Genomic DNA, 19,495 nt, shown 5'->3' on the forward strand with positions numbered 1-19,495 from the left:
CGGTCGGGGGCGCCTGCGGCGGGCCTTCCCCCACCCCGCCCCTTCCCGAAACCGGGGCTCCGCCCCGGACCCCGAGGAGGACCCGGGGGCAGGCCACCGGCCCCCAGGGGCAGCGGCAGCTTCGCGCCGCAGCCCCGCGGACTTCAGCACCGCGGCAGCTTCGCGCCGCAATCCCCGGCCCCCAGGGGCAGCGGCAGCCTCGCGCCGCAATCCCCGGACTCCAGCACCGCGACAGCCTCGCGCCGCAAGGCAAGGGGTGGGGTGGGCGGAACGCGGAAAGGCCCGGCACCCCCACGGGGGGCCGGGCCTTCGTCGTGCTGGTTACGCCTTGCGGAGGCGGAACGTCAGGGCGAGTGCGTCGTCCGTGAACGGGGTGCCGTACGTGGTGTCCGCTTCGCCCTCGGCGTGGTCCGTCGCGAGGACCTCGTCCGCGATGAGCTCGGCGTGGGCCGCGAGGGCCTCCGTCGTCTCCGGGGACGAGGACGTCCAGCGCAGGGCGATCCGGTCCGCGACGTCCAGGCCGCTGTTCTTGCGGGCCTCCTGGATCAGGCGGATCGCGTCCCGGGCGAGGCCGGCCTTCCGGAGCTCCGGGGTGATCTCCAGGTCCAGGGCGACCGTGGCGCCGGAGTCGGAGGCGACCGACCAGCCCTCGCGCGGGGTCTCCGTGATGATGACCTCGTCGGGGGTGACCGTGATCTCCTCGCCGTTCACCGAGAGCGTCGCCTCGCCCGAGCGGAGGGCCAGCGAGAGGGCCGCCGCGTCGGCCGCGGCCACCGCCTTCGCCACGTCCTGGACGCCCTTGCCGAACCGCTTGCCCAGGGCGCGGAAGTTCGCCTTGGCCGTGGTGTCGACGAGCGAGCCGCCCACCTCCGAGAGGGAGGCCAGGGAGGAGACGTTCAGCTCCTCCGTGATCTGGGCCTGGAGCGCCGGGGAGAGGGCGGCGAAGCCCGTCGCCGCCACCAGGGCCCGGGAGAGGGGCTGGCGGGTCTTCACGCCCGACTCCGCGCGCGTGGCGCGGCCCAGCTCCACCAGGCGGCGGACCAGGAGCATCTGCTCCGAGAGCGTCTTGTCGATCAGGTCGGTGTCCGCCTCCGGCCAGGTGGCCAGGTGGACCGACTCCGGGGCGTCCGGGGCGACCGCGACCACCAGGTCCTGCCAGACCCGCTCCGTGATGAACGGGGTCAGCGGCGCCATCAGACGCGTGACCGTCTCGATCACGTCGTGCAGGGTGCGGAGCGCGGACGCGTCGCCCTGCCAGAAGCGGCGGCGCGAGCGGCGCACGTACCAGTTGGAGAGGTCGTCGACGAAGGACGAGATCAGCTTGCCGGTGCGCTGGGTGTCGTACGACTCCATCGCCTCGGTGACCTCGGCGACGAGCGTGTTCAGCTCGGAGAGGAGCCAGCGGTCGAGGACCGTGCGGTCGGCCGGGGCCGGGTCCGCGGCGCTCGGCGCCCAGCCGGACGTACGGGCGTACAGCGCCTGGAAGGCGACCGTGTTCCAGTACGTCAGGAGGGTCTTGCGGACGACCTCCTGGATCGTGCCGTGGCCCACGCGGCGGGCCGCCCACGGCGAGCCGCCGGCCGCCATGAACCAGCGGACCGCGTCGGCGCCGTGCTGGTCCATCAGCGGGATCGGCTGGAGGATGTTCCCCAGGTGCTTGGACATCTTGCGGCCGTCCTCGGCGAGGATGTGGCCCAGGCAGACCACGTTCTCGTAGGACGACTTGTCGAAGACGAGCGTGCCGACCGCCATCAGCGTGTAGAACCAGCCGCGCGTCTGGTCGATCGCCTCGGAGATGAACTGCGCCGGGTACCGGGACTCGAACAGTTCCTTGTTCTCGTACGGGTAGCCGTACTGCGCGAACGGCATCGAGCCCGAGTCGTACCAGGCGTCGATGACCTCCGGTACGCGCGTCGCCGTCTTCCCGCAGCCCCCGGTCGGGCAGGCGAACGTGACCGCGTCGATGTACGGGCGGTGCGGGTCGAGCTCCGACTGGTCCGTGCCGGTCAGCTCGGTGAGCTCGGCGCGGGATCCGACGCAGGTGAGGTGGTCGTCCTCGCAGCGCCAGATCGGCAGCGGCGTGCCCCAGTAGCGGTTCCGGGAGAGCGCCCAGTCGACGTTGTTGGTGAGCCAGTCGCCGAAGCGGCCGTGCTTGACCGAGTCCGGGAACCAGTTCGTCTTCTCGTTCTCCGCGAGCATGCGGTCCTTGACCGCGGTCGTGCGGATGTACCAGGACGGCTGCGCGTAGTAGAGCAGGGCCGTGTGGCAGCGCCAGCAGTGCGGGTAGCTGTGCTCGTACGGGATGTGCCGGAAGAGCAGGCCGCGGGCGTCCAGGTCGGCCGTGAGCGCCTCGTCGGCCTTCTTGAAGAAGACGCCGCCGACCAGCGGCACGTCCTCCTCGAAGGTGCCGTCGGGGCGGACCGGGTTCACGACCGGCAGGCCGTACGCCTTGCAGACCTTAAGGTCGTCCTCACCGAAGGCGGGGGACTGGTGGACCAGACCCGTACCGTCCTCGGTCGTCACGTACTCGGCGTTGACGACGTAGTGGGCCGGCTCGGGGAACTCCACCAGCTCGAAGGGGCGCTGGTAGGTCCAGCGCTCCATCTCGGCGCCCGTGAAGGACTCGCCGGTGGTCACCCAGCCCTCGCCGAGCGCCTTGTCGAGCAGCGGCTCGGCGACGACGACCCGCTCGTCGCCGTCGGTCGCGACCACGTAGGTGACCTCGGGGTGCGCGGCGACCGCCGTGTTGGACACCAGGGTCCACGGCGTCGTCGTCCAGACGAGGAGCGCCGCCTTCCCGGCCAGCGGGCCGGAGGTCAGTGGGAAGCGGACGTAGACGGACGGGTCGACGACCGTCTCGTAGCCCTGCGCCAGCTCGTGGTCGGAGAGACCGGTGCCGCAGCGGGGGCACCAGGGGGCGACCCGGTGGTCCTGGACCAGCAGGTCCTTGTCGAAGATCTGCTTCAGCGACCACCAGACCGACTCGATGTACGAGGGGTCCATGGTCCGGTACGCGTCGTCCAGGTCGACCCAGTAGCCCATGCGGGTCGTCAGCTCGGCGAAGGCGTCGGTGTGACGGGTCACGGACTCGCGGCACTTGGCGTTGAACTCGGCGATGCCGTACGCCTCGATGTCCTTCTTGCCGGCGAAGCCGAGTTCCTTCTCGACGGCGAGCTCGACCGGCAGGCCGTGGCAGTCCCAGCCGGCCTTGCGGGCCACGTGGTAGCCGCGCATGGTCCGGAAGCGGGGGAAGACGTCCTTGAAGACGCGGGCCTCGATGTGGTGCGCGCCGGGCATGCCGTTCGCGGTCGGCGGGCCCTCGTAGAACACCCACTCGGGGCGTCCCTCGGACTGTTCGAGGGTCTTCGCGAAGACCTTGCTGTCGCGCCAGAAATCGAGCACGTCGTGCTCCAGCGCGGGCAGGTCGACCTGGGCGGGCACCTGGCGGTACTGCGGCGGTGTCATCGAGTTCCTCCGGCGGACTGTCGTCATTCCGTCGGAGGGACGAGAGCACTGCTCCCGCGGTACCACCCTCCTTGGCTCCGGGCAGGCACGTGCCCTGAGCCCCCTCATTGGGGTCGCGACGCCGGGTCTAGTCACCGCACTCTCGTGCGGCTTTCTTCCGACGGCTCCGGGGTGATGCTTCACATCGGGCTCGCCCCCGGGCTCTCACCGTCCCCGGGTCGCTCATGGCTGCGTACGACGCTACTCGTCCCCATCCAAGCCTTTCGCTCCGCCCAGTGTACGGGGCGTGGAGCGGCGCGGCCGACCGGTTTTCCGCGCCCCTGACGGCCACCCGAATGGCCATACGAGGCGGGGCGGAGTTCCGTTACGGCCATGTGGGGGAGGCGCGGGGCGGATAACCGGGCAAGGAGCTGGGCACAACGGAGGCAGGCCCGCCCCGCGGGGAGCGGGGGCGGGTGGGAACGGCGGCGTGCCCCGTTGCCGCGGGCCTTGGGCCGATTTATCGTCCCAGCACGAATCGCGAGCAAGATCACAAAATGTGAAGGGGCCGCGACATGGTGGCGAAGAAGACCGCCGCGAAGAAGTCCTCGACCACCGTTTCCGCCGCTTCCGACGCCTCCGCCGGTGCGGCGGCCGTGGACGGCAAGGACGTGGCCGGGAAGAAGTCGGCGGTCGGCGAGAAGGCGGTCGCGGGCAAGGCGGTCGCCAAGAAGGCGGTCGCCAAGAAGGCCGCGGCGAAGAAGACGGCCGCCAGGAAGGCGACCGCCGCGAAGAAGCAGACAGGAGCCAGGACGGTGGCAGCGAAGAAGACCGCGGGTGGCGTGACGACAGTGGAGGACGAGTCAGCGGTCCCCCCGGCCCGTACCGGAGAGCTCGCGGTGCGCCCCGGCGAGGACCCGTGGACGCCGGAGGAGGTCGACGAGGCCCGCAGCTCGCTCCAGGCGGAGGTCCTGAGGCTGCGCAGCGAGCTCGTCCACTCGCAGGAGGAGCTCACCGGCCTCATGCGCGACTCGGGCGACGGCGCGGGTGACGACCAGGCCGACACCGGCACCAAGAACATCACCCGCGAGCACGAGCTCGCCCTCGCCGCCAACGCCCGGGAGATGCTGGAACAGACCGAGCACGCCCTGGAGCGGCTCGACGCGGGCACGTACGGCCTCTGCGAGGTGTGCGGCAAGCCGATCGGCAAGGCGCGGATGCAGGCCTTCCCGCGGGCCACGCTCTGTGTCGAGGACAAGCAGCGACAGGAGCGGCGCGGCTGACGGTCTCGTACGCCTGTGCCGTACCCTCAGGGCACGGTCAGGCATCGAGGTCGAGGGACTCACTCACGTGGCAGAGGCGGAGCGCATCATCGGTACGCCGGATTCAGCAGGGGCCGAGGAGTCGGCCGCCTCCGACGACGGCACGGCCGCTCCCGAGGAGCGGCCCACGGGCAGGCGCAGGATCGTCGCGCTGCTCGTGGTGGCCGTGCTGGCCTACCTGCTCGACCTGGGCAGCAAGATGCTCGTGGTCGCCAAGCTGGAGGGCCGTGAGGCGATCCCGGTGATCGGCGACCTGCTGCGCCTCGACGCCATCCGGAACCCGGGCGCGGCGTTCGGCATGGGCGAGGCCTTCACGATCGTCTTCACGTGCATCGCGGCCGCCGTGATCGTCGTGATCTTCCGGCTGGCGCGGAAGCTCTACAGCCTGCCCTGGGCCATCGCCCTCGGTCTGCTGCTCGGCGGCGCGCTCGGCAACCTCACGGACCGGATCTTCCGCTCGCCCGGCGTCTTCGAGGGCGCGGTCGTCGACTTCATCGCCCCCGCGCACTTCGCCGTCTTCAACCTCGCCGACTCGGCGATCGTCTGCGGCGGCATCCTCATCGTGTTCCTGTCGTTCCGGGGCATCGACCCCGACGGCACGGTCCACAAGGACTGACGCGACCACGACGACGGACGGCCGGGGCGGATCACCTCCCGCGCAAGGCATACTCGACGGGTGAGTACGAGTCCCGAGATCCGCACGCTGCCCGTTCCCGATGGCCTGGAGGGCGAGCGCGTCGACGCCGCCATCGCCCGTATGTTCGGGTTCTCCCGTACGAAGGCGGCCGAGCTGGCCGCCGCAGGGAAGGTCCAGGTCGACGGCTCCGTCGTCGGCAAGTCCGAGCGGGTGAGCGGCGGCGCGTGGCTCGAGGTCGAGATGCCGGGCGCCCCCGCGCCCGTCCAGATCGTCGCCGAGCCCGTCGAGGGCATGGAGATCATCCATGACGACGACGACATCGTCGTGATCATGAAGCCGGTCGGCGTCGCCGCCCACCCCAGCCCCGGCTGGACCGGCACCACCGTCATCGGCGGCCTCGCCGCCGCCGGCTACCGCATCTCCACCTCCGGCGCCGCCGAGCGCCAGGGCATCGTGCACCGCCTCGACGTCGGCACCTCCGGTCTGATGGTGGTCGCCAAGTCCGAGTACGCGTACACCTCGCTCAAGCGCCAGTTCAAGGAGCGCGTGGTCGACAAGCGTTACAACGCGCTCGTCCAGGGCCACCCCGACCCGATGAGCGGCACCATCGACGCGCCGATCGGCCGGCACCCGAACCACGACTACAAGTGGGCGGTCACCGCCGAGGGCAAGCCCTCCGTGACGCACTACGACCTCATCGAGGCGTACCGGTCGGCCTCGCTGCTCGACATCAAGCTGGAGACGGGCCGCACCCACCAGATCCGGGTGCACATGTCCGCCCACCGTCACCCCTGCGTCGGCGACCTCACCTACGGCGCCGACCCGACGCTCGCCAAGCGCCTCGGCCTGACGCGGCAGTGGCTGCACGCCGTGCGCCTCGGCTTCGAGCACCCGGGCGACGGCTCGTGGGTCGAGTTCGCCAGCACGTACCCCGAGGACCTGCAGAAGGCCCTGGACCGGATCGCCTCGGAGAGCCAGTGACCGAGGCGTACACCGTCCGCGAGGCGGTCGGCGCCGACGACCGGGAGGCCTGTTTCGCGGTCCGCCGCGAGGTCTTCGTCGAGGAGCAGGGCGTCCCGCAGGAGCTCGAGTACGACACGTACGACACGACCGCGGTCCACGTCCTCGCCGTGCGCGCGGACGGGCTGCCCCTGGGTACCGGACGGCTCCTCCACGGCGCTGACGCCCTCGGCAGGACCGGTGGCGACGCCTCGGTGGGCTCCCTCGGGCGGCTCGCGGTCTCCAAGGCGGCCCGCGGGCTCGGGGTCGGCGCGGCGCTCGTGCGGGGCATCGAGGACGCGGCGCGTGAGCGCGGTCTCTCCGCCGTCGACCTGCACGCGCAGACGCACGCGCTCGGCTTCTACGAGCGGCTCGGCTACGAGGCGTACGGACCGGAGTTCCCCGACGCGGGCATGCCGCACCGGGCGATGCGGCGCGCACTGACACACGACTGAGGGCCTGGTCCGGCAGGACAGGCCCAGGGGGACGCGCCGGGCGACGGTTCTCCGGACCGGCGTCGGCGATTGTGGGCGCTACTTGAAGGTGTGGCAACCGTGCGGACGCTCGTCCGCGGGTCCGGTGCACTGGCCGCTCCGGCCTCCGCCGTTTCCGCCGTTGGTGGGCGGGTGCGGCGCCGCCATCGCGGCCGAGCCGGCACCGAGCACACCGGCCACGGCGAGTACGAGCGCGGCTATCCCACGCGCGAGGGGCTTCCGCTGCATAACATCCCCCCGAATGGTCGGAATGGTCCTTTTATGATAGGCGTCCGATTGCGTGCTGCCTAAGGGGACGCCGTGGATCAATTGGCCCTGTTGTTCTTGCTGCTTCTCGGCGCCCTGCTCACCGTCCCCCTCGGTGAGCGACTCGGACTCCCCGCACCCGTCCTGATGACCCTCGTCGGGATCGTGCTGGCCTTCCTGCCGTTCGTGCCGAACGTCGAGATCCCGCCGGACCTGATCCTCCCGCTGGTGCTGCCGCCCCTGCTGTACGCCTCCGTGCAGCGGACGTCCTGGCGGCAGTTCTGGGCCAACAAACGGCCCATCTTCCTGCTGGCCGTCGCCCTCGTCTTCGTGACCACGGCCGCCGTCGGAGCCGTCGCCGACGCGCTCGTGCCCGGTCTGCCGCTGGCCGCCGCCCTCGCGCTCGGGGCGCTCGTCGCCCCGCCCGACCCGGTCGCGGCCACCGCCGTCGCCGGCTCGCTCGGCCTGCCCCGCCGGCTGGTCTCGATCCTGGAGGGCGAGGGACTCTTCAACGACGTCACCGCCATCGTGCTCTACCACGTGGCCATCGCCGCCGTCGTCAGCGGCTCCTTCTCCTGGCCCGAGGCGGTCGGCGAGTTCGTGCTCTCGGCCGTGGTCGCCGTCGTCGTCGGCATGGGGCTCGGCTGGCTCTGCAACAAGCTGATCGGCGTGCTCGGGGACGTCACGCTCCAGACCGGGCTGACCCTCCTCGTCCCCTTCGTGAGCTACGTCCTCGCCGAGGAGCTGCACGGCTCCGGCGTCCTCGCCGTCCTGGTCACCGCGCTCTTCCTCGCCGAGCACGCCGTCGACGCCGACGACGTCATGGGCCGGCTGGCCGGACAGACCTTCTGGCAGATCGTCGACACCCTCGTCACCGGCGTCGCCTTCGGCCTCATCGGCCTGGAGCTCATCCATGTCTTCGGCGTGGCCGAGGGGCGGGGTTGGCAGATGCTCGGCTGGGGCGCCGCCGTGGTCGCGGTGGTCGTCGGGGTCCGGCTGCTGTGGCTGCTGCCGGCCACCTGGCTGGCGAAGCGCATGCACACCGGGCGGGACATCGAGGAGGAGATCCCGACGAGCTGGCGGGAGACCATCGTCATGTGGTGGTCCGGCATGCGCGGAGTGGCTTCGGTGGCGCTCGCCCTCGCCATCCCCCTGCGCACCGACGACGGTTCGCCCTTCCCCGGCCGTGACGAGATCGTCTTCATCGCCTTCTGCGTGATCATCGCCACTCTCGTCTTCCAGGGGCTCACCCTGCCGTGGCTGGTCAAGCGGCTCGGGGTGCGGGCCGACACGGACGCCGAGCGCGTCCTCGAGCGCGACCTCGCGATCCGGGCGGCGAAGGCCGCCAAGCGCAGGCTCAAGGAGATCGAGGAGGTCGAGGAGCTGCCCGAGGACGTCCAGGAGCGGCTGCTGCGGGGCGCGTACGACATCGGCGCCCGGATCAGTCCGGACATGGTCGACGAGGAGCGGCGGGCCGCCTTCGCCGCGCGGACGGAGCGGCTCAAGGCGGTGCAGCGGATCCAGCGGGAGCTGATGTCCGCCGCCCGGCACGAGGTCCTCGCGGCGCGCAGCGAGCCGGGGGCGGATCCGGAGGTGGTGGACCGGGTGCTGCGGCAGCTGGACGTGCGCAGCATGCGGTGAGGGAGGTGAGGGCGGTGAGGGCGGTGGGGCCGGTGGTGGCGGTGGGCGCGGTGAGGGCGGCGGTGGTGGTGCGCGATCGTGGCGCGGCGGGGTTTCGGTGACTGTCGGTGGCGGGTGGCAGGATGGCCCGCATGGACATCATGCTTTTCCACTCGGTCCACGGACTGCGCCCGGCCGTCGAGGACGCGGCCGAGCGGCTGCGGGCCGCCGGGCACCGGGTGTGGGTGCCGGACCTCTTCGACGGCTGGACCACCGAGTCGGTGGAGGAGGGCATGGCGAAGCGGGACGCGATCGGCAAGGACGAGCTGCTGAAGCGCGCGATCCTGGCCGCCGCCCCGTACTCCGAGCGCGGTCTGGTCTACGCCGGCTTCTCCTTCGGCGCCTCGGTCGCCCAGACGCTGGCCCTCGGCGACGAGAAGGCGCGCGGGCTGCTGCTGCTCCACGGCACCTCGGACCTCGCGCCCAACGTGTCGGTGGACGAGCTGCCCGTACAGCTGCACGTGGCGGAGCCCGACCCCTTCGAGACGGACGACTGGCTGTCCGCCTGGTACCTCCAGATGCGCAAGGCCGGGGCGGACGTGGAGATCTACCGCTACCGGGGCGCGGGGCACGTGTACACGGACCCGGGGCTGCCCGACTGGGACGCGGAGGCCGCCGAGCAGACCTGGTCGGTGGCGCTGTCGTTCCTGGAGAGTCTGTAGGGGCCTTCGGGTCGCTCGTGGTGAACGGGGTGTGGCCCCTGGGGAGTTCCCCAGGGGCCACACCTGTGTTCCGGAGCCGTCAGGCGCGGTACGCGGTCCAGTACTCGTTCATCCGGGCCACCTGGCCGGAAGTGAACTGGTACATGCACGCGTCGTACGTGTAGTCCATGAAGTTGTGGATCGGGTCCACACCGGTCTTCGAGGCGCAGGAGTCACGGCCCGTCGGGCACTGGTACGCGGGGCTCTTCTCGGCCGGGGTGTCGGTGACGTAGTCGCCGTTGCCGTTGCAGCCGCCCTGGAAGGTGTGGTAGAGGCCCATCCAGTGGCCGACCTCGTGGGTGGCGGTGTCGCCCTCGTCGTAGTTGGTCGCCGTGCCGCCCGGGAGCGAGGTGTCGAGAACGACGACACCGTCCATGGACGGGTTGGACTGGTACGAGGACGGGAAGGTCGCCCAGCCGAGGAGGCCGCCGCCGAGGTTCGCCGTGTAGAAGTTCAGCGCACCGGCGCCGCCCTGGCGGAGGGTCTGCTTCATCTGCTTCTCGGCGGTGGAGCCCGAGGTCAGGTTGTACCAGGTGGCGTTGTCCGTGTAGTCGGTACCGGCCAGGGTGAACTGGAAGTTCGAGTTCACGTTGCCGGTGCCCTGGCCCGCGTAGGCCGCGTTCAGCACGTTCATCTGGTTGTTGATGGCGGTGGCGGAGAGCTTGCCCGTCGTGCCGCTGTGGATCACGTGGAAGTACACGGGGATGCTCACCACCGCGGCGGCGTCGGCCGTGGCGCTGAGGCGCTGCTCGGCACGGGCGGCGCTCAGCTTCTGCTTGAAGTCCTCGTCCATGGCCTTCGCCTGGGCGGCCGTGACCTCGTTGGGCTCGGCGGCGTGGCTGTCGGCCTCGCGCGACTTGCGGGCGCCGGAGAGGGCGTCGGCACCGTCGGCGCACTCCTCGGCGGAGGCACCGGCCAGGGTGACGGTGGCCGCGCCGGCGGCGACGGGGGCGGAAAGCGGCGCCAGGGCCAACGTTCCGGCCATGACAGCGGTGCCGAGCATACGACGTGATATACGCGGCGATATACGGACAAGAGCACGCATGGTGACTCCTCGCGGGGGGTGGTGGAGAGGAACTTCCTCGCCACGGCGGGGAGATTACGCGTCCATGTCAGACACTGTTGAGGAGTGATCAAGCCCAATCATTCATGGGGCAATTCGGTCTATCGAGAAGAAATTCTTGCGCCCGTTCCGGAGTTTGAGACCTCGACGTAACGAATGGCGTGACAGGGGCGGGTGGTGTGTCCGGATTCGATCTCCTAAACCCGCCACCCGCCGTAGCGATGTGATCTCCCGTTAATAGAAGAGATCATGGCTGAAAATCGTCGCTAACGAGCCGTCAGCGACGTCTCAGCGCACGGGCTGGTACACCCGCTCGACACGCTGGGTTCCGTTCCTGGTCCGGTACGAGCGCGCCCAGGCCGTCGTCGCGGCCGGATCCGCCTTGTCCGAGACCGTGTAGTAGTCCATCTGCGAGTGCTCGGAGGTCACGTCCAGCACGCCGTAGCCGTGGTGGTCCATGTCCACCCACTTCACATGGCGGTTGGCCGCCTTCACGGCGCCCGCGGCCACGAGCGAGACCGTCCCCGGGGCCACGTGCAGCAGGTCGTCCAGGTTGTCCGAGGTCACCGAGGTGACGACGAACTCGGTGGCCGCCGAGGCCGACAGCGGGTAGGTCGCCGCCTTCACCGGTACGTCGTTGGCCCAGGCCATGTGGATGTCGCCGGTCAGGAAGACCGTGTTGCGGATGGCCCGCGAGGTCAGGTGGGCGATCAGTTCCCGCCGGTCGTCGGTGAACCCGTCCCACTGGTCGACGTTGACCGCGAGCCCCTCCTTGGGCAGGCCCATCAGCTCGGCGAGCGGCTCCAGGAGGTGGGCGGGCAGGGCGCCGAAGGCGACCGGCGAGATCATCACCGAGGTGCCGACCAGCTGCCAGGTCGCGTCCGAGCCGGCGAGACCGGCCTTGAGCCAGTCCAGCTGGGCGCGGCCGGTGATCGTCCGCTCCGGGTCGTCGACCGTGCCGCTGCCCGTCTTCGCCGGGGCGGAGCGGAACGTCCGCAGGTCGAGCAGGTGCAGATCGGCCAGCCTGCCGAAGCGCAGCCGCCGGAAGACCGTGCCCTCGGTGGAGGCGCGGACCGGCATCCACTCGAAGTACGCCTGCTTGGCGGCGGCCACCCGGGCCGCCCACTCGCCCTCGGCGCCGGGGGTGTGGTTCTCGGCCCCGCCCGTCCAGGCGTCGTTGGCGAACTCGTGGTCGTCCCAGATGGCGATCACGGGGTGGGCGGCGTGCAGCGCCTGGAGGTCAGGGTCCGTCTTGTAGTGCCCGTGCCGGGTGCGGTAGTCGGCCAGGGAGACGATCTCGTGGCGCGGCTCGTGCCGCCGGACGGTGTACTGCGCCTCCGGGTAGACCCCGGCGGCGTACTCGTAGACGTAGTCGCCGAGATGGAGGACGGCGTCCAGGTCGGCGCGGCCCGCGAGGTGGCGGTACGCGGAGAAGTGGCCGGCCTCCCAGTTCGCGCAGGAGACCACGCCGAAGCGGACCCCGGGGGCGGCGGCGTCGACGGCCGGCGCGGTCCTGGTGCGGGCGGCCGGCGAGACGGCCTCGCCCGCGGTGAAGCGGAACCAGTATGCGGTCGCCGGGCGCAGGCCCCGCACGTCGGCCTTCACCGTGTGGTCGGAGGACGCGTTCGCCGTGGTCGAACCGGCGGCGACGATCCGGGAGAAGCCGCGGTCCTCGGCGAGCTCCCAGCCCACCGCGACGTCCGGGCCGATCCCGGATCCGGGCACGGCCTCGGGGGAGGGGGTGACGCGCGTCCAGAGGAGGACGCCGTCGGGCAGTGGGTCGCCGGAGGCGACGCCGTGGAGGAAGGCGGGTGTCCCGGTGTCCGCGAGGGCGGGGGAGGCGGCGCCGAGGAGCGTGGGCGCGGCGACGGCGGTGACGGCGGCGGCCTTGACGACCGTGCGCCGGCTGGGGGCGGAGGATATGAACTGACTGGTCACGGCCAGTCAGATTACTGACGGGTAGGGCGCTTGGGCAGGCGAATTCCGGAAGTTCGTCGACTTGTCGCCCGTACGTCGCCGGCCCCGGACCTTCGGGGGGCCGGGGCCGGGTCGACGTCGGCTCGAATCGATCGGGCGGAAGAGGCGCGGGCGTCAGGCCTTGAGGGCCGCGTCGATCGCCGTGGTGAACTGATCGGCCGTCATCGGCGGGCTGTCGGAGCCCTGCGCCGTGACCGGCTTGCCGTTCATCTTCAGCGTCGGCGTACCCGTCACGCCGCTCTTGTCGAAGGCCTCGGACATCTTCATCGCCCAGGCGTCGAAGGTGCCGCTCTCGACGTTCTTCTTGAACTCGGCGTTGCTCTTGAGGGCCGGGACCGAGTCCGCGACCTCCAGGAGGTACGAGTCCTTGGCGAACTTGTCCTGGTTCTCCTCCGGGTGGAAGTCCGTCGAGTAGAGCGCCGCCTTGTACTTCATGAAGGCCTCGGGGCTCACGTTCAGAGCCGCGCCCAGCGCCGAGAGGGCGTTCTTCGAGCCCTCGCCCGGGACGCCGTCGTCGATGAAGGTGGCACCGACGTACTTGATCTTGTACTTGCCGGACTCGACGTCCTTCTCGATCGTCGAGCCCACGCCCTGCTCGAAGGTCGCGCAGACCGGGCAGCGCGAGTCCTCGTACAGCTCCAGGGTCTTCTTCGCGGACGCCTTGCCGATGACGACCGTCGTGCCGTTCGTGCCCGAGGTGTTCTTCGGCGCCGTCACGGTCTTCGCGTCCGCCGCCGCCTCCCACTGGGTCGGCTTGTTGGACTGCACGACCGCGTAGCCGATGCCTCCGGCGGCGGCCAGGACGGCCACGGCCGAGACGCCGACGACGAGCTGTCGGCGGGCCCGGTCCTTCTTCGCCTGGCGCTCGCGCTCGACGCGCAGCCGCTCGCGGGCGGCGGCCTTGTTGGACTGGCTGTTGCGTGCGCTCATGATCGTGATCTCCGTGAGGGGGTGAGGAAGAGAAGGGGGAACCGCTGTACCGGCGTCGCTCAGACGAGAGCGAAGTCCGGGAACGGCGGCCCCCGCCGCCCTACGGAGTGCACGAGGAGACGGATACGGGAGGTCCTGGGCCGTCCCGCGGGCCGGGTCGCCCGGCCCCGCGCCGTACCCCCACCGCGGAAGAAGGCCGCGACGAGCAGCAGCGGCCGGAACGAGAAGGCCGCCACCGCGCCGAGCAGCCGGGCGAGCGCCCGCTCCCCGCCGCGCAGCCACCACGCCGCCGCGAGCCCGACGCCGATGTGCGCCAGGAGCAGCAGCCACGGCAGCGCCGGGTCGGGGGAGTCGAGCAGGGCGGCCGCGCTCCCGCTCCCGGGGGCGGTCACGCCCGGCAGCGGCGCACCCACCGCGCCGCCGCAGAAGACGTCGACGCCGACCGCGCGCAGCGAACCGGCGACCGGGCCCCCGGCGGCGCCGTAACAGACCACCTGACCGCTGGTGAAGAGGGTGTCGGCCGCCAGTTCCAGCGGGACGAGGAGCCCGGCGATCGGGCCGAAGCCGCGCTCGCGGCCGGCCAGCGCGTACGCGACGGCGAACGTGCCGGCCGCGACCGGGACGACCGTCCCCAGCGGCAGCGGCACGCCGGAGAGCAGCACGTGGGACGCCACGGACAGCGTCACGACCAGTGCCGTGAAGAACGCCGCCCGCAGCGCTCTCAGCTGCGTCCCTGCCATGTCCATCGTCGTGGAGTGTGCCATGTCGAGCCGTAAGAGGTCCCTAAAGGAAGGCTGTGAACCGCCCCGCGGGACCCGCCGGACCCTCCTGGCTACAGCCCCGGGATCCGGCCGTTGCGGAAGAGGTCCACGAAGATCTGGTGGTCGGCCCGCGCCCGGGCCCCGTAGGAGTGCGCGAAGTCGACCAGGAGGTCGGCGAAGCCCTCCTCGTCGGCGGCGATCGCCGCGTCGATGGCCCGCTCCGTCGAGAACGGCACCAGCGACTGCCCGCTGGACTCGTCCGCCGCCGCGTGCATGGTCGCCGTCGCCCGGCCCAGGTCCGCGACGGTCGCCGCGATCTCTTCGAGGTCGTCGATGTCCGACCAGTCCAGGTCCACCGCGTACGGCGAGACCTCGGCGACCAGCTGCCCGGCGCCGTCGAGCTCCGCCCAGCCGAGCCACGGGTCGGCGTGCGCCTGGAGAGCCCGCTGGGAGATCACGGTGCGGTGGCCCTCGTGCCGGAAGTACTCCCGTACCGCCGGGTCCATGACATGGCGGGAGACCGCCGGGGTCTGCGCCTGCTTCAGGTAGATCACGACGTCGTTCTCCAGGGCGTCGCTGTGCCCCTCCAGAAGGATGTTGTACGAAGGGAGACCGGCCGAGCCGATGCCGATCCCGCGCCGGCCCACGACGTCCTTCACCCGGTACGAGTCGGGGCGGACCAGGCTGGACTCCGGCAGGGTCTCCAGGTAGCCGTCGAAGGCGGCCAGGACCTTGTAGCGGGTGGCCGCGTCCAGGTCGATCGCGCCCCCGCCGCTCGCGAAGCGGCGCTCGAACTGGCGGATCTCCGTCATCGAGTCGAGCAGCCCGAAGCGGGTCTTCGCCCGGGCGGCGCGCAGCGCGGCGAGCAGCGCGCCGTCGGCGGTCTGCAGGGTGAACGGCGGCACGTCGTCCTTGTCGGCGCCGGTCGCCAGCGCGTGGATCCGCTCGCGGTAGGCGGCGGCGCAGATCCGTACCCCCGCGGTGATCTGCTCGTCACTGAGGGCCTTGGCGTAGCCGATCAGGGCGAGCGAGGCGGCCAGGCGCTTGAGGTCCCAGGTGAAGGGCCCCACGTACGCCTCGTCGAAGTCGTTGACGTTGAAGACCAGCCGGCCGTTGGCGTCCATGTACGTGCCGAAGTTCTCGGCGTGCAGATCGCCGTGGATCCAGACCCGGCCGGTGCGCTCGTCCAGGTAGGGGCCGGCACCTGCGCTCCCGCCCACCCGCCCGGCGATCTCCTTCTCCAGGTCCGCGTAGAAGAGGCAGGCCGTCCCCCGGTAGAAGGCGAAGGCGGAGCCGGCCATCTTCCGGAACTTGACGCGGAAGGCCGCGGGGTCGGCGGCGAGGAGCTCGCCGAAGGCGGTCTCGAAGACGGCGAGGATGTGCTCACCGCGCTCCGCGACGGTGGGCTGGGGGACCGACATTCGAGGTGCCTCCTGGTACCGGACATGCGTAAGACTGGTCATGACAAAAGGGACAGGTGTTCTGTGTCTCTCAACGGGCGACCCTAGCCCCGAGTGCCCGTCGTCTGTCAGTGCGGAGACGTAGACTTCCACGCTGTCCCCCCAGACTGCCCGCAGCCTGTCTCTCAGTGTTTTCGGAGGCCTCCCGCCGTGACCAAGCCGCCCTTCACGCACCTCCACGTCCACACCCAGTACTCGCTGCTGGACGGTGCCGCGCGGCTCAAGGACATGTTCAACGCGTGCAACGAGATGGGCATGACCCATATCGCCATGTCCGACCACGGCAACCTCCACGGGGCGTACGACTTCTTCCACTCGGCGAAGAAGGCGGGGGTGACCCCGATCATCGGCATCGAGGCGTACGTCGCGCCCGAGTCCCGGCGCAACAAGCGCAAGATCCAGTGGGGCCAGCCGCACCAGAAGCGGGACGACGTCTCCGGCTCCGGCGGTTACACCCACAAGACGATCTGGGCGGCCAACGCCACCGGACTGCACAACCTCTTCAAGCTCTCCTCCGACGCGTACGCCGAGGGCTGGCTGCAGAAGTGGCCCCGGATGGACAAGGAGACCATCTCCAAGTGGTCCGAGGGGCTCATCGCCTCCACCGGCTGCCCCTCCGGCGAGCTGCAGACCCGGCTCCGCCTCGGCCAGTTCGACGAGGCCCTGAAGGCCGCCTCCGAGTACCAGGACATCTTCGGCAAGGAGCGGTACTTCCTGGAGCTGATGGACCACGGCATCGAGATCGAGCGCCGGGTCCGCGACGGACTCCTGGAGATCGGCAAGAAGCTCGGCATCCCGCCGCTCGTCACCAACGACTCGCACTACACGTACGCGCACGAGTCGACCGCGCACGACGCCCTGCTGTGCATCCAGACCGGCAAGAACCTCTCCGACCCGGACCGCTTCCGCTTCGACGGCACCGGCTACTACCTCAAGTCCACGGACGAGATGTACGCCATCGACTCCTCGGACGCCTGGCAGGAGGGCTGCCGCAACACCCTCCTCGTCGCCGAGCAGGTCTCCACCGACGGCATGTTCGTCGAGAAGAACCTCATGCCGAAGTTCGACATCCCGGAGGGGTACACCGACACCACGTGGTTCCGCGAGGAGACCATGCGCGGCATGCACCGCCGCTTCCCCGGGGGCATCCCCGAGGACCGCATGAAGCAGGTCGAGTACGAGATGGACACGATCATCTCGATGGGCTTCCCCGGCTACTTCCTCGTCGTCGCCGACTTCATCATGTGGGCGAAGAAGCAGGGCATCGCCGTGGGCCCCGGCCGAGGCTCCGCGGCCGGCTCGATCGTCGCGTACGCCATGGGCATCACCGACCTCGACCCGATCCCGCACGGACTGATCTTCGAGCGCTTCCTCAACCCCGAGCGCGTCTCCATGCCCGATGTCGACATCGACTTCGACGAGCGCCGGCGCGTCGAGGTGATCCGGTACGTGACGGAGAAGTACGGCTCGGACAAGGTCGCCATGATCGGCACCTACGGCAAGATCAAGGCGAAGAACGCCATCAAGGACTCCGCGCGCGTCCTCGGCTACCCCTACGCCATGGGCGACCGGCTCACCAAGGCCATGCCCGCCGACGTCCTCGGCAAGGGCATCGACCTCAACGGCATCACCGACCCCTCGCACCCGCGCTACAGCGAGGCCGGCGAGATCCGCGCGATGTACGAGAACGAGCCGGACGTCAAGAAGGTCATCGACACCGCCCGCGGCGTCGAGGGCCTGGTCCGGCAGATGGGCGTGCACGCGGCCGGCGTGATCATGTCCAGCGAGCCGATCGTCGAGCACGCGCCGATCTGGGTGCGGCACACGGACGGCGTGACCATCACGCAGTGGGACTACCCGCAGTGCGAGTCGCTCGGCCTGATCAAGATGGACTTCCTGGGCCTCAGGAACCTCACGATCATGGACGACGCCGTCAAGATGGTGAAGGCCAACAAGGGCATCGAGCTCGACCTGCTGGCCCTCCCGCTGGACGACCCCAAGACGTACGAACTGCTCTGCCGCGGTGACACGCTCGGTGTCTTCCAGTTCGACGGCGGCCCCATGCGCTCGCTGCTCCGGCTGATGAAGCCCGACAACTTCGAGGACATCTCCGCCGTCTCGGCCCTGTACCGGCCGGGCCCGATGGGCATGAACTCGCACACGAACTACGCCCTGCGCAAGAACAAGCAGCAGGAGATCACCCCGATCCACCCCGAGCTGGAGAAGCCGCTCGAAGAGGTGCTCGCGGTCACCTACGGCCTGATCGTGTACCAGGAGCAGGTGCAGAAGGCCGCCCAGATCATCGCCGGGTACTCGCTCGGCGAGGCCGACATCCTGCGCCGCGTGATGGGCAAGAAGAAGCCCGAGGAGCTGGCGAAGAACTTCGTCATCTTCCAGGAGGGCGCGAAGAAGAACGGCTACAGCGACGAGGCGATCAAGGCCCTCTGGGACGTCCTGGTCCCCTTCGCCGGCTACGCCTTCAACAAGGCGCACTCCGCCGCGTACGGCCTGGTCTCCTACTGGACCGCCTACCTCAAGGCGAACTACCCCGCCGAGTACATGGCCGGTCTGCTCACCTCGGTCAAGGACGACAAGGACAAGTCCGCGGTCTACCTCAACGAGTGCCGCCGCATGGGCATCAAGGTCCTCCCGCCGAACGTGAACGAGTCCGAGTCGAACTTCGCCGCCCAGGGCGACGACGTGATCCTCTTCGGTCTCTCCGCCGTGCGGAACGTCGGCACCAACGTCGTCGAGTCGATCATCAAGTCGCGCAAGGCGAAGGGGAAGTACAGCACCTTCCCCGACTTCCTCGACAAGGTCGAGGCCGTCGTCTGCAACAAGCGGACCATCGAGTCGCTGATCAAGGCCGGCGCCTTCGACGAGATGGGCCACACCCGCAAGGGCATGGTCGCCCACCACGAACCGATGATCGACAACGTGGTGGCGGTCAAGCGCAAGGAGGCCGAGGGACAGTTCGACCTCTTCGGCGGCATGGGCGAGGAGACGAGCGACGAGCCCGGCTTCGGTCTGGACGTCGAGTTCTCCGACGTCGAGTGGGAGAAGTCGTACCTGCTCGCCCAGGAGCGCGAGATGCTCGGCCTCTACGTCTCCGACCACCCGCTCTTCGGCATCGAGCACGTCCTGTCCGACAAGACGGACGCGGCCATCTCGCAGCTCACCGGCGGCGAGCACAGCGACGGCGCGGTCGTCACCATCGGCGGCATCATCTCGGGCCTCCAGCGCAAGATGACCAAGCAGGGCAACGCCTGGGCGATCGCCACCGTCGAGGACCTCGCCGGCTCCATCGAGTGCATGTTCTTCCCGGCCACCTACCAGCTGGTCTCCACCCAGCTCGTCGAGGACACGGTCGTCTTCGTGAAGGGCCGGCTCGACAAGCGGGAGGACATCCCCCGCCTCGTCGCCATGGAGCTGATGGTCCCCGACCTGTCGAACGCCGGGACCAACGCGCCGGTGATCCTCACCATCCCGACGGTGAAGGTGACCCCGCCGATGGTCAGCAGGCTCGGCGAGATCCTCAAGAGCCACAAGGGCAACACCGAGGTACGGATCAAGCTCCAGGGCCCCCGGACCACGACCGTCCTCCGGCTCGACCGGCACCGGGTGACGGCCGACCCGGCGCTCTTCGGCGACCTGAAGGTCCTGCTCGGCCCGTCCTGCCTGGCCGGCTAGGTGTATTGCCCCGGGAGGTTGTGGACGGGTGATGCAGGTCTCGGCTGAGACTGCTTGAACGGGTGAGGGCCTTCCGGGTTCGGTGTGGATT

14 protein-coding genes are annotated in these 19,495 nt (G+C 70.2%); 7 read left to right on the forward strand and 7 right to left on the reverse strand.

What is annotated here, in order from left to right; translation table 11 throughout:
* Positions 1-321: 321 nt before the first annotated feature.
* Positions 322-3,465, reverse strand: coding sequence for an isoleucine--tRNA ligase (gene ileS / locus ACWFR1_RS18500; RefSeq protein WP_453552355.1), 3,144 nt, complete (start codon positions 3,463-3,465; stop codon positions 322-324).
* 554 nt (positions 3,466-4,019) lie between these two features.
* On the opposite strand from ileS, the gene ACWFR1_RS18505 reads away from it, so the two are divergent.
* The 4 genes from ACWFR1_RS18505 to ACWFR1_RS18520 all read left to right on the forward strand — a co-directional run bounded on the left by ACWFR1_RS18505 (position 4,020) and on the right by ACWFR1_RS18520 (position 6,857).
* Entirely contained in the window at positions 4,020-4,727 is a 708-nt protein-coding gene (locus tag ACWFR1_RS18505) for a TraR/DksA family transcriptional regulator (RefSeq protein ID WP_453552357.1), read from the forward strand.
* Positions 4,728-4,794: 67 nt separating this feature from the next.
* Positions 4,795-5,382, forward strand: a complete 588-nt coding sequence (gene lspA, locus ACWFR1_RS18510; RefSeq protein ID WP_453552359.1) for a signal peptidase II — start codon at positions 4,795-4,797, stop codon at positions 5,380-5,382.
* Positions 5,383-5,442: 60 nt separating this feature from the next.
* A complete protein-coding gene (locus tag ACWFR1_RS18515; protein ID WP_453552361.1) occupies positions 5,443-6,384 on the forward strand; it encodes an RluA family pseudouridine synthase in 942 nt (313 codons plus the stop codon).
* The gene (locus ACWFR1_RS18520; protein ID WP_453552363.1) at positions 6,381-6,857 is read left to right on the forward strand and encodes a GNAT family N-acetyltransferase; all 477 of its coding nucleotides are present in this window, start codon (positions 6,381-6,383) and stop codon (positions 6,855-6,857) included. Before ACWFR1_RS18515 ends, ACWFR1_RS18520 begins: the two co-directional genes overlap by 4 nt.
* Before the next feature lie 78 nt (positions 6,858-6,935).
* Here ACWFR1_RS18520 and ACWFR1_RS18525 read toward each other — a convergent pair whose 3' ends face one another.
* Entirely contained in the window at positions 6,936-7,124 is a 189-nt protein-coding gene (locus ACWFR1_RS18525) for a hypothetical protein (protein ID WP_453552365.1), read from the reverse strand.
* 72 nt (positions 7,125-7,196) lie between these two features.
* Here ACWFR1_RS18525 and ACWFR1_RS18530 point away from each other — a divergent pair, with 72 nt between their 5' ends.
* Both ACWFR1_RS18530 and ACWFR1_RS18535 read left to right on the forward strand, forming a co-directional pair.
* Positions 7,197-8,783, forward strand: a complete 1,587-nt coding sequence (locus ACWFR1_RS18530) for a Na+/H+ antiporter (protein WP_453552367.1) — start codon at positions 7,197-7,199, stop codon at positions 8,781-8,783.
* Positions 8,784-8,914: 131 nt separating this feature from the next.
* Positions 8,915-9,484 carry a dienelactone hydrolase family protein gene (locus ACWFR1_RS18535; RefSeq protein ID WP_453552369.1) on the forward strand — a complete coding sequence of 190 codons (570 nt, stop codon included), beginning with the start codon at positions 8,915-8,917 and terminating at the stop codon, positions 9,482-9,484.
* Positions 9,485-9,563: 79 nt separating this feature from the next.
* On the opposite strand, the gene ACWFR1_RS18540 is transcribed toward ACWFR1_RS18535, so the two are convergent.
* From ACWFR1_RS18540 to ACWFR1_RS18560, 5 genes are all read right to left on the reverse strand, one after another.
* A complete protein-coding gene (locus ACWFR1_RS18540; RefSeq protein ID WP_453552371.1) occupies positions 9,564-10,526 on the reverse strand; it encodes a M43 family zinc metalloprotease in 963 nt (320 codons plus the stop codon).
* Between the two features lie 348 nt (positions 10,527-10,874).
* On the reverse strand, positions 10,875-12,524 hold the full coding sequence (locus ACWFR1_RS18545) for an alkaline phosphatase D family protein (protein WP_453552373.1): 1,650 nt from the start codon (positions 12,522-12,524) through the stop codon (positions 10,875-10,877).
* 153 nt (positions 12,525-12,677) lie between these two features.
* Positions 12,678-13,493: a DsbA family protein gene (locus tag ACWFR1_RS18550; RefSeq protein ID WP_453552375.1), complete on the reverse strand. Its 816-nt coding sequence runs from the start codon at positions 13,491-13,493 to the stop codon at positions 12,678-12,680.
* A 59-nt stretch (positions 13,494-13,552) separates the two neighbouring features.
* On the reverse strand, positions 13,553-14,239 hold the full coding sequence (locus tag ACWFR1_RS18555) for a hypothetical protein (protein ID WP_453552377.1): 687 nt from the start codon (positions 14,237-14,239) through the stop codon (positions 13,553-13,555).
* An 86-nt stretch (positions 14,240-14,325) separates the two neighbouring features.
* Complete coding sequence (locus ACWFR1_RS18560; protein WP_453552379.1) at positions 14,326-15,675, reverse strand: DUF2252 domain-containing protein; 1,350 nt, start codon at positions 15,673-15,675, stop codon at positions 14,326-14,328.
* Between the two features lie 189 nt (positions 15,676-15,864).
* Here ACWFR1_RS18560 and dnaE point away from each other — a divergent pair, with 189 nt between their 5' ends.
* Entirely contained in the window at positions 15,865-19,404 is a 3,540-nt protein-coding gene (dnaE, locus tag ACWFR1_RS18565) for a DNA polymerase III subunit alpha (protein ID WP_453552381.1), read from the forward strand.
* Positions 19,405-19,495 lie beyond the last annotated feature (91 nt).

This window comes from Streptomyces sp. NPDC055103 (genome assembly GCF_053607625.1).

Coding starts and splice junctions, on each gene's coding strand:
- ACWFR1_RS18540 (WP_453552371.1), bottom strand. CDS start 10,526: ATGCTCGGCACCGCTGTCATGGCCGGAACGTTGGCCCTGGCGCCGCTT.
- ACWFR1_RS18525 (WP_453552365.1), bottom strand. CDS start 7,124: ATGCAGCGGAAGCCCCTCGCGCGTGGGATAGCCGCGCTCGTACTCGCC.
- ACWFR1_RS18505 (WP_453552357.1), top strand. CDS start 4,020: ATGGTGGCGAAGAAGACCGCCGCGAAGAAGTCCTCGACCACCGTTTCC.
- ACWFR1_RS18560 (WP_453552379.1), bottom strand. CDS start 15,675: ATGTCGGTCCCCCAGCCCACCGTCGCGGAGCGCGGTGAGCACATCCTC.
- ACWFR1_RS18550 (WP_453552375.1), bottom strand. CDS start 13,493: ATGAGCGCACGCAACAGCCAGTCCAACAAGGCCGCCGCCCGCGAGCGG.
- ACWFR1_RS18555 (WP_453552377.1), bottom strand. CDS start 14,239: ATGGACATGGCAGGGACGCAGCTGAGAGCGCTGCGGGCGGCGTTCTTC.
- ACWFR1_RS18535 (WP_453552369.1), top strand. CDS start 8,915: ATGGACATCATGCTTTTCCACTCGGTCCACGGACTGCGCCCGGCCGTC.
- ileS (WP_453552355.1), bottom strand. CDS start 3,465: ATGACACCGCCGCAGTACCGCCAGGTGCCCGCCCAGGTCGACCTGCCC.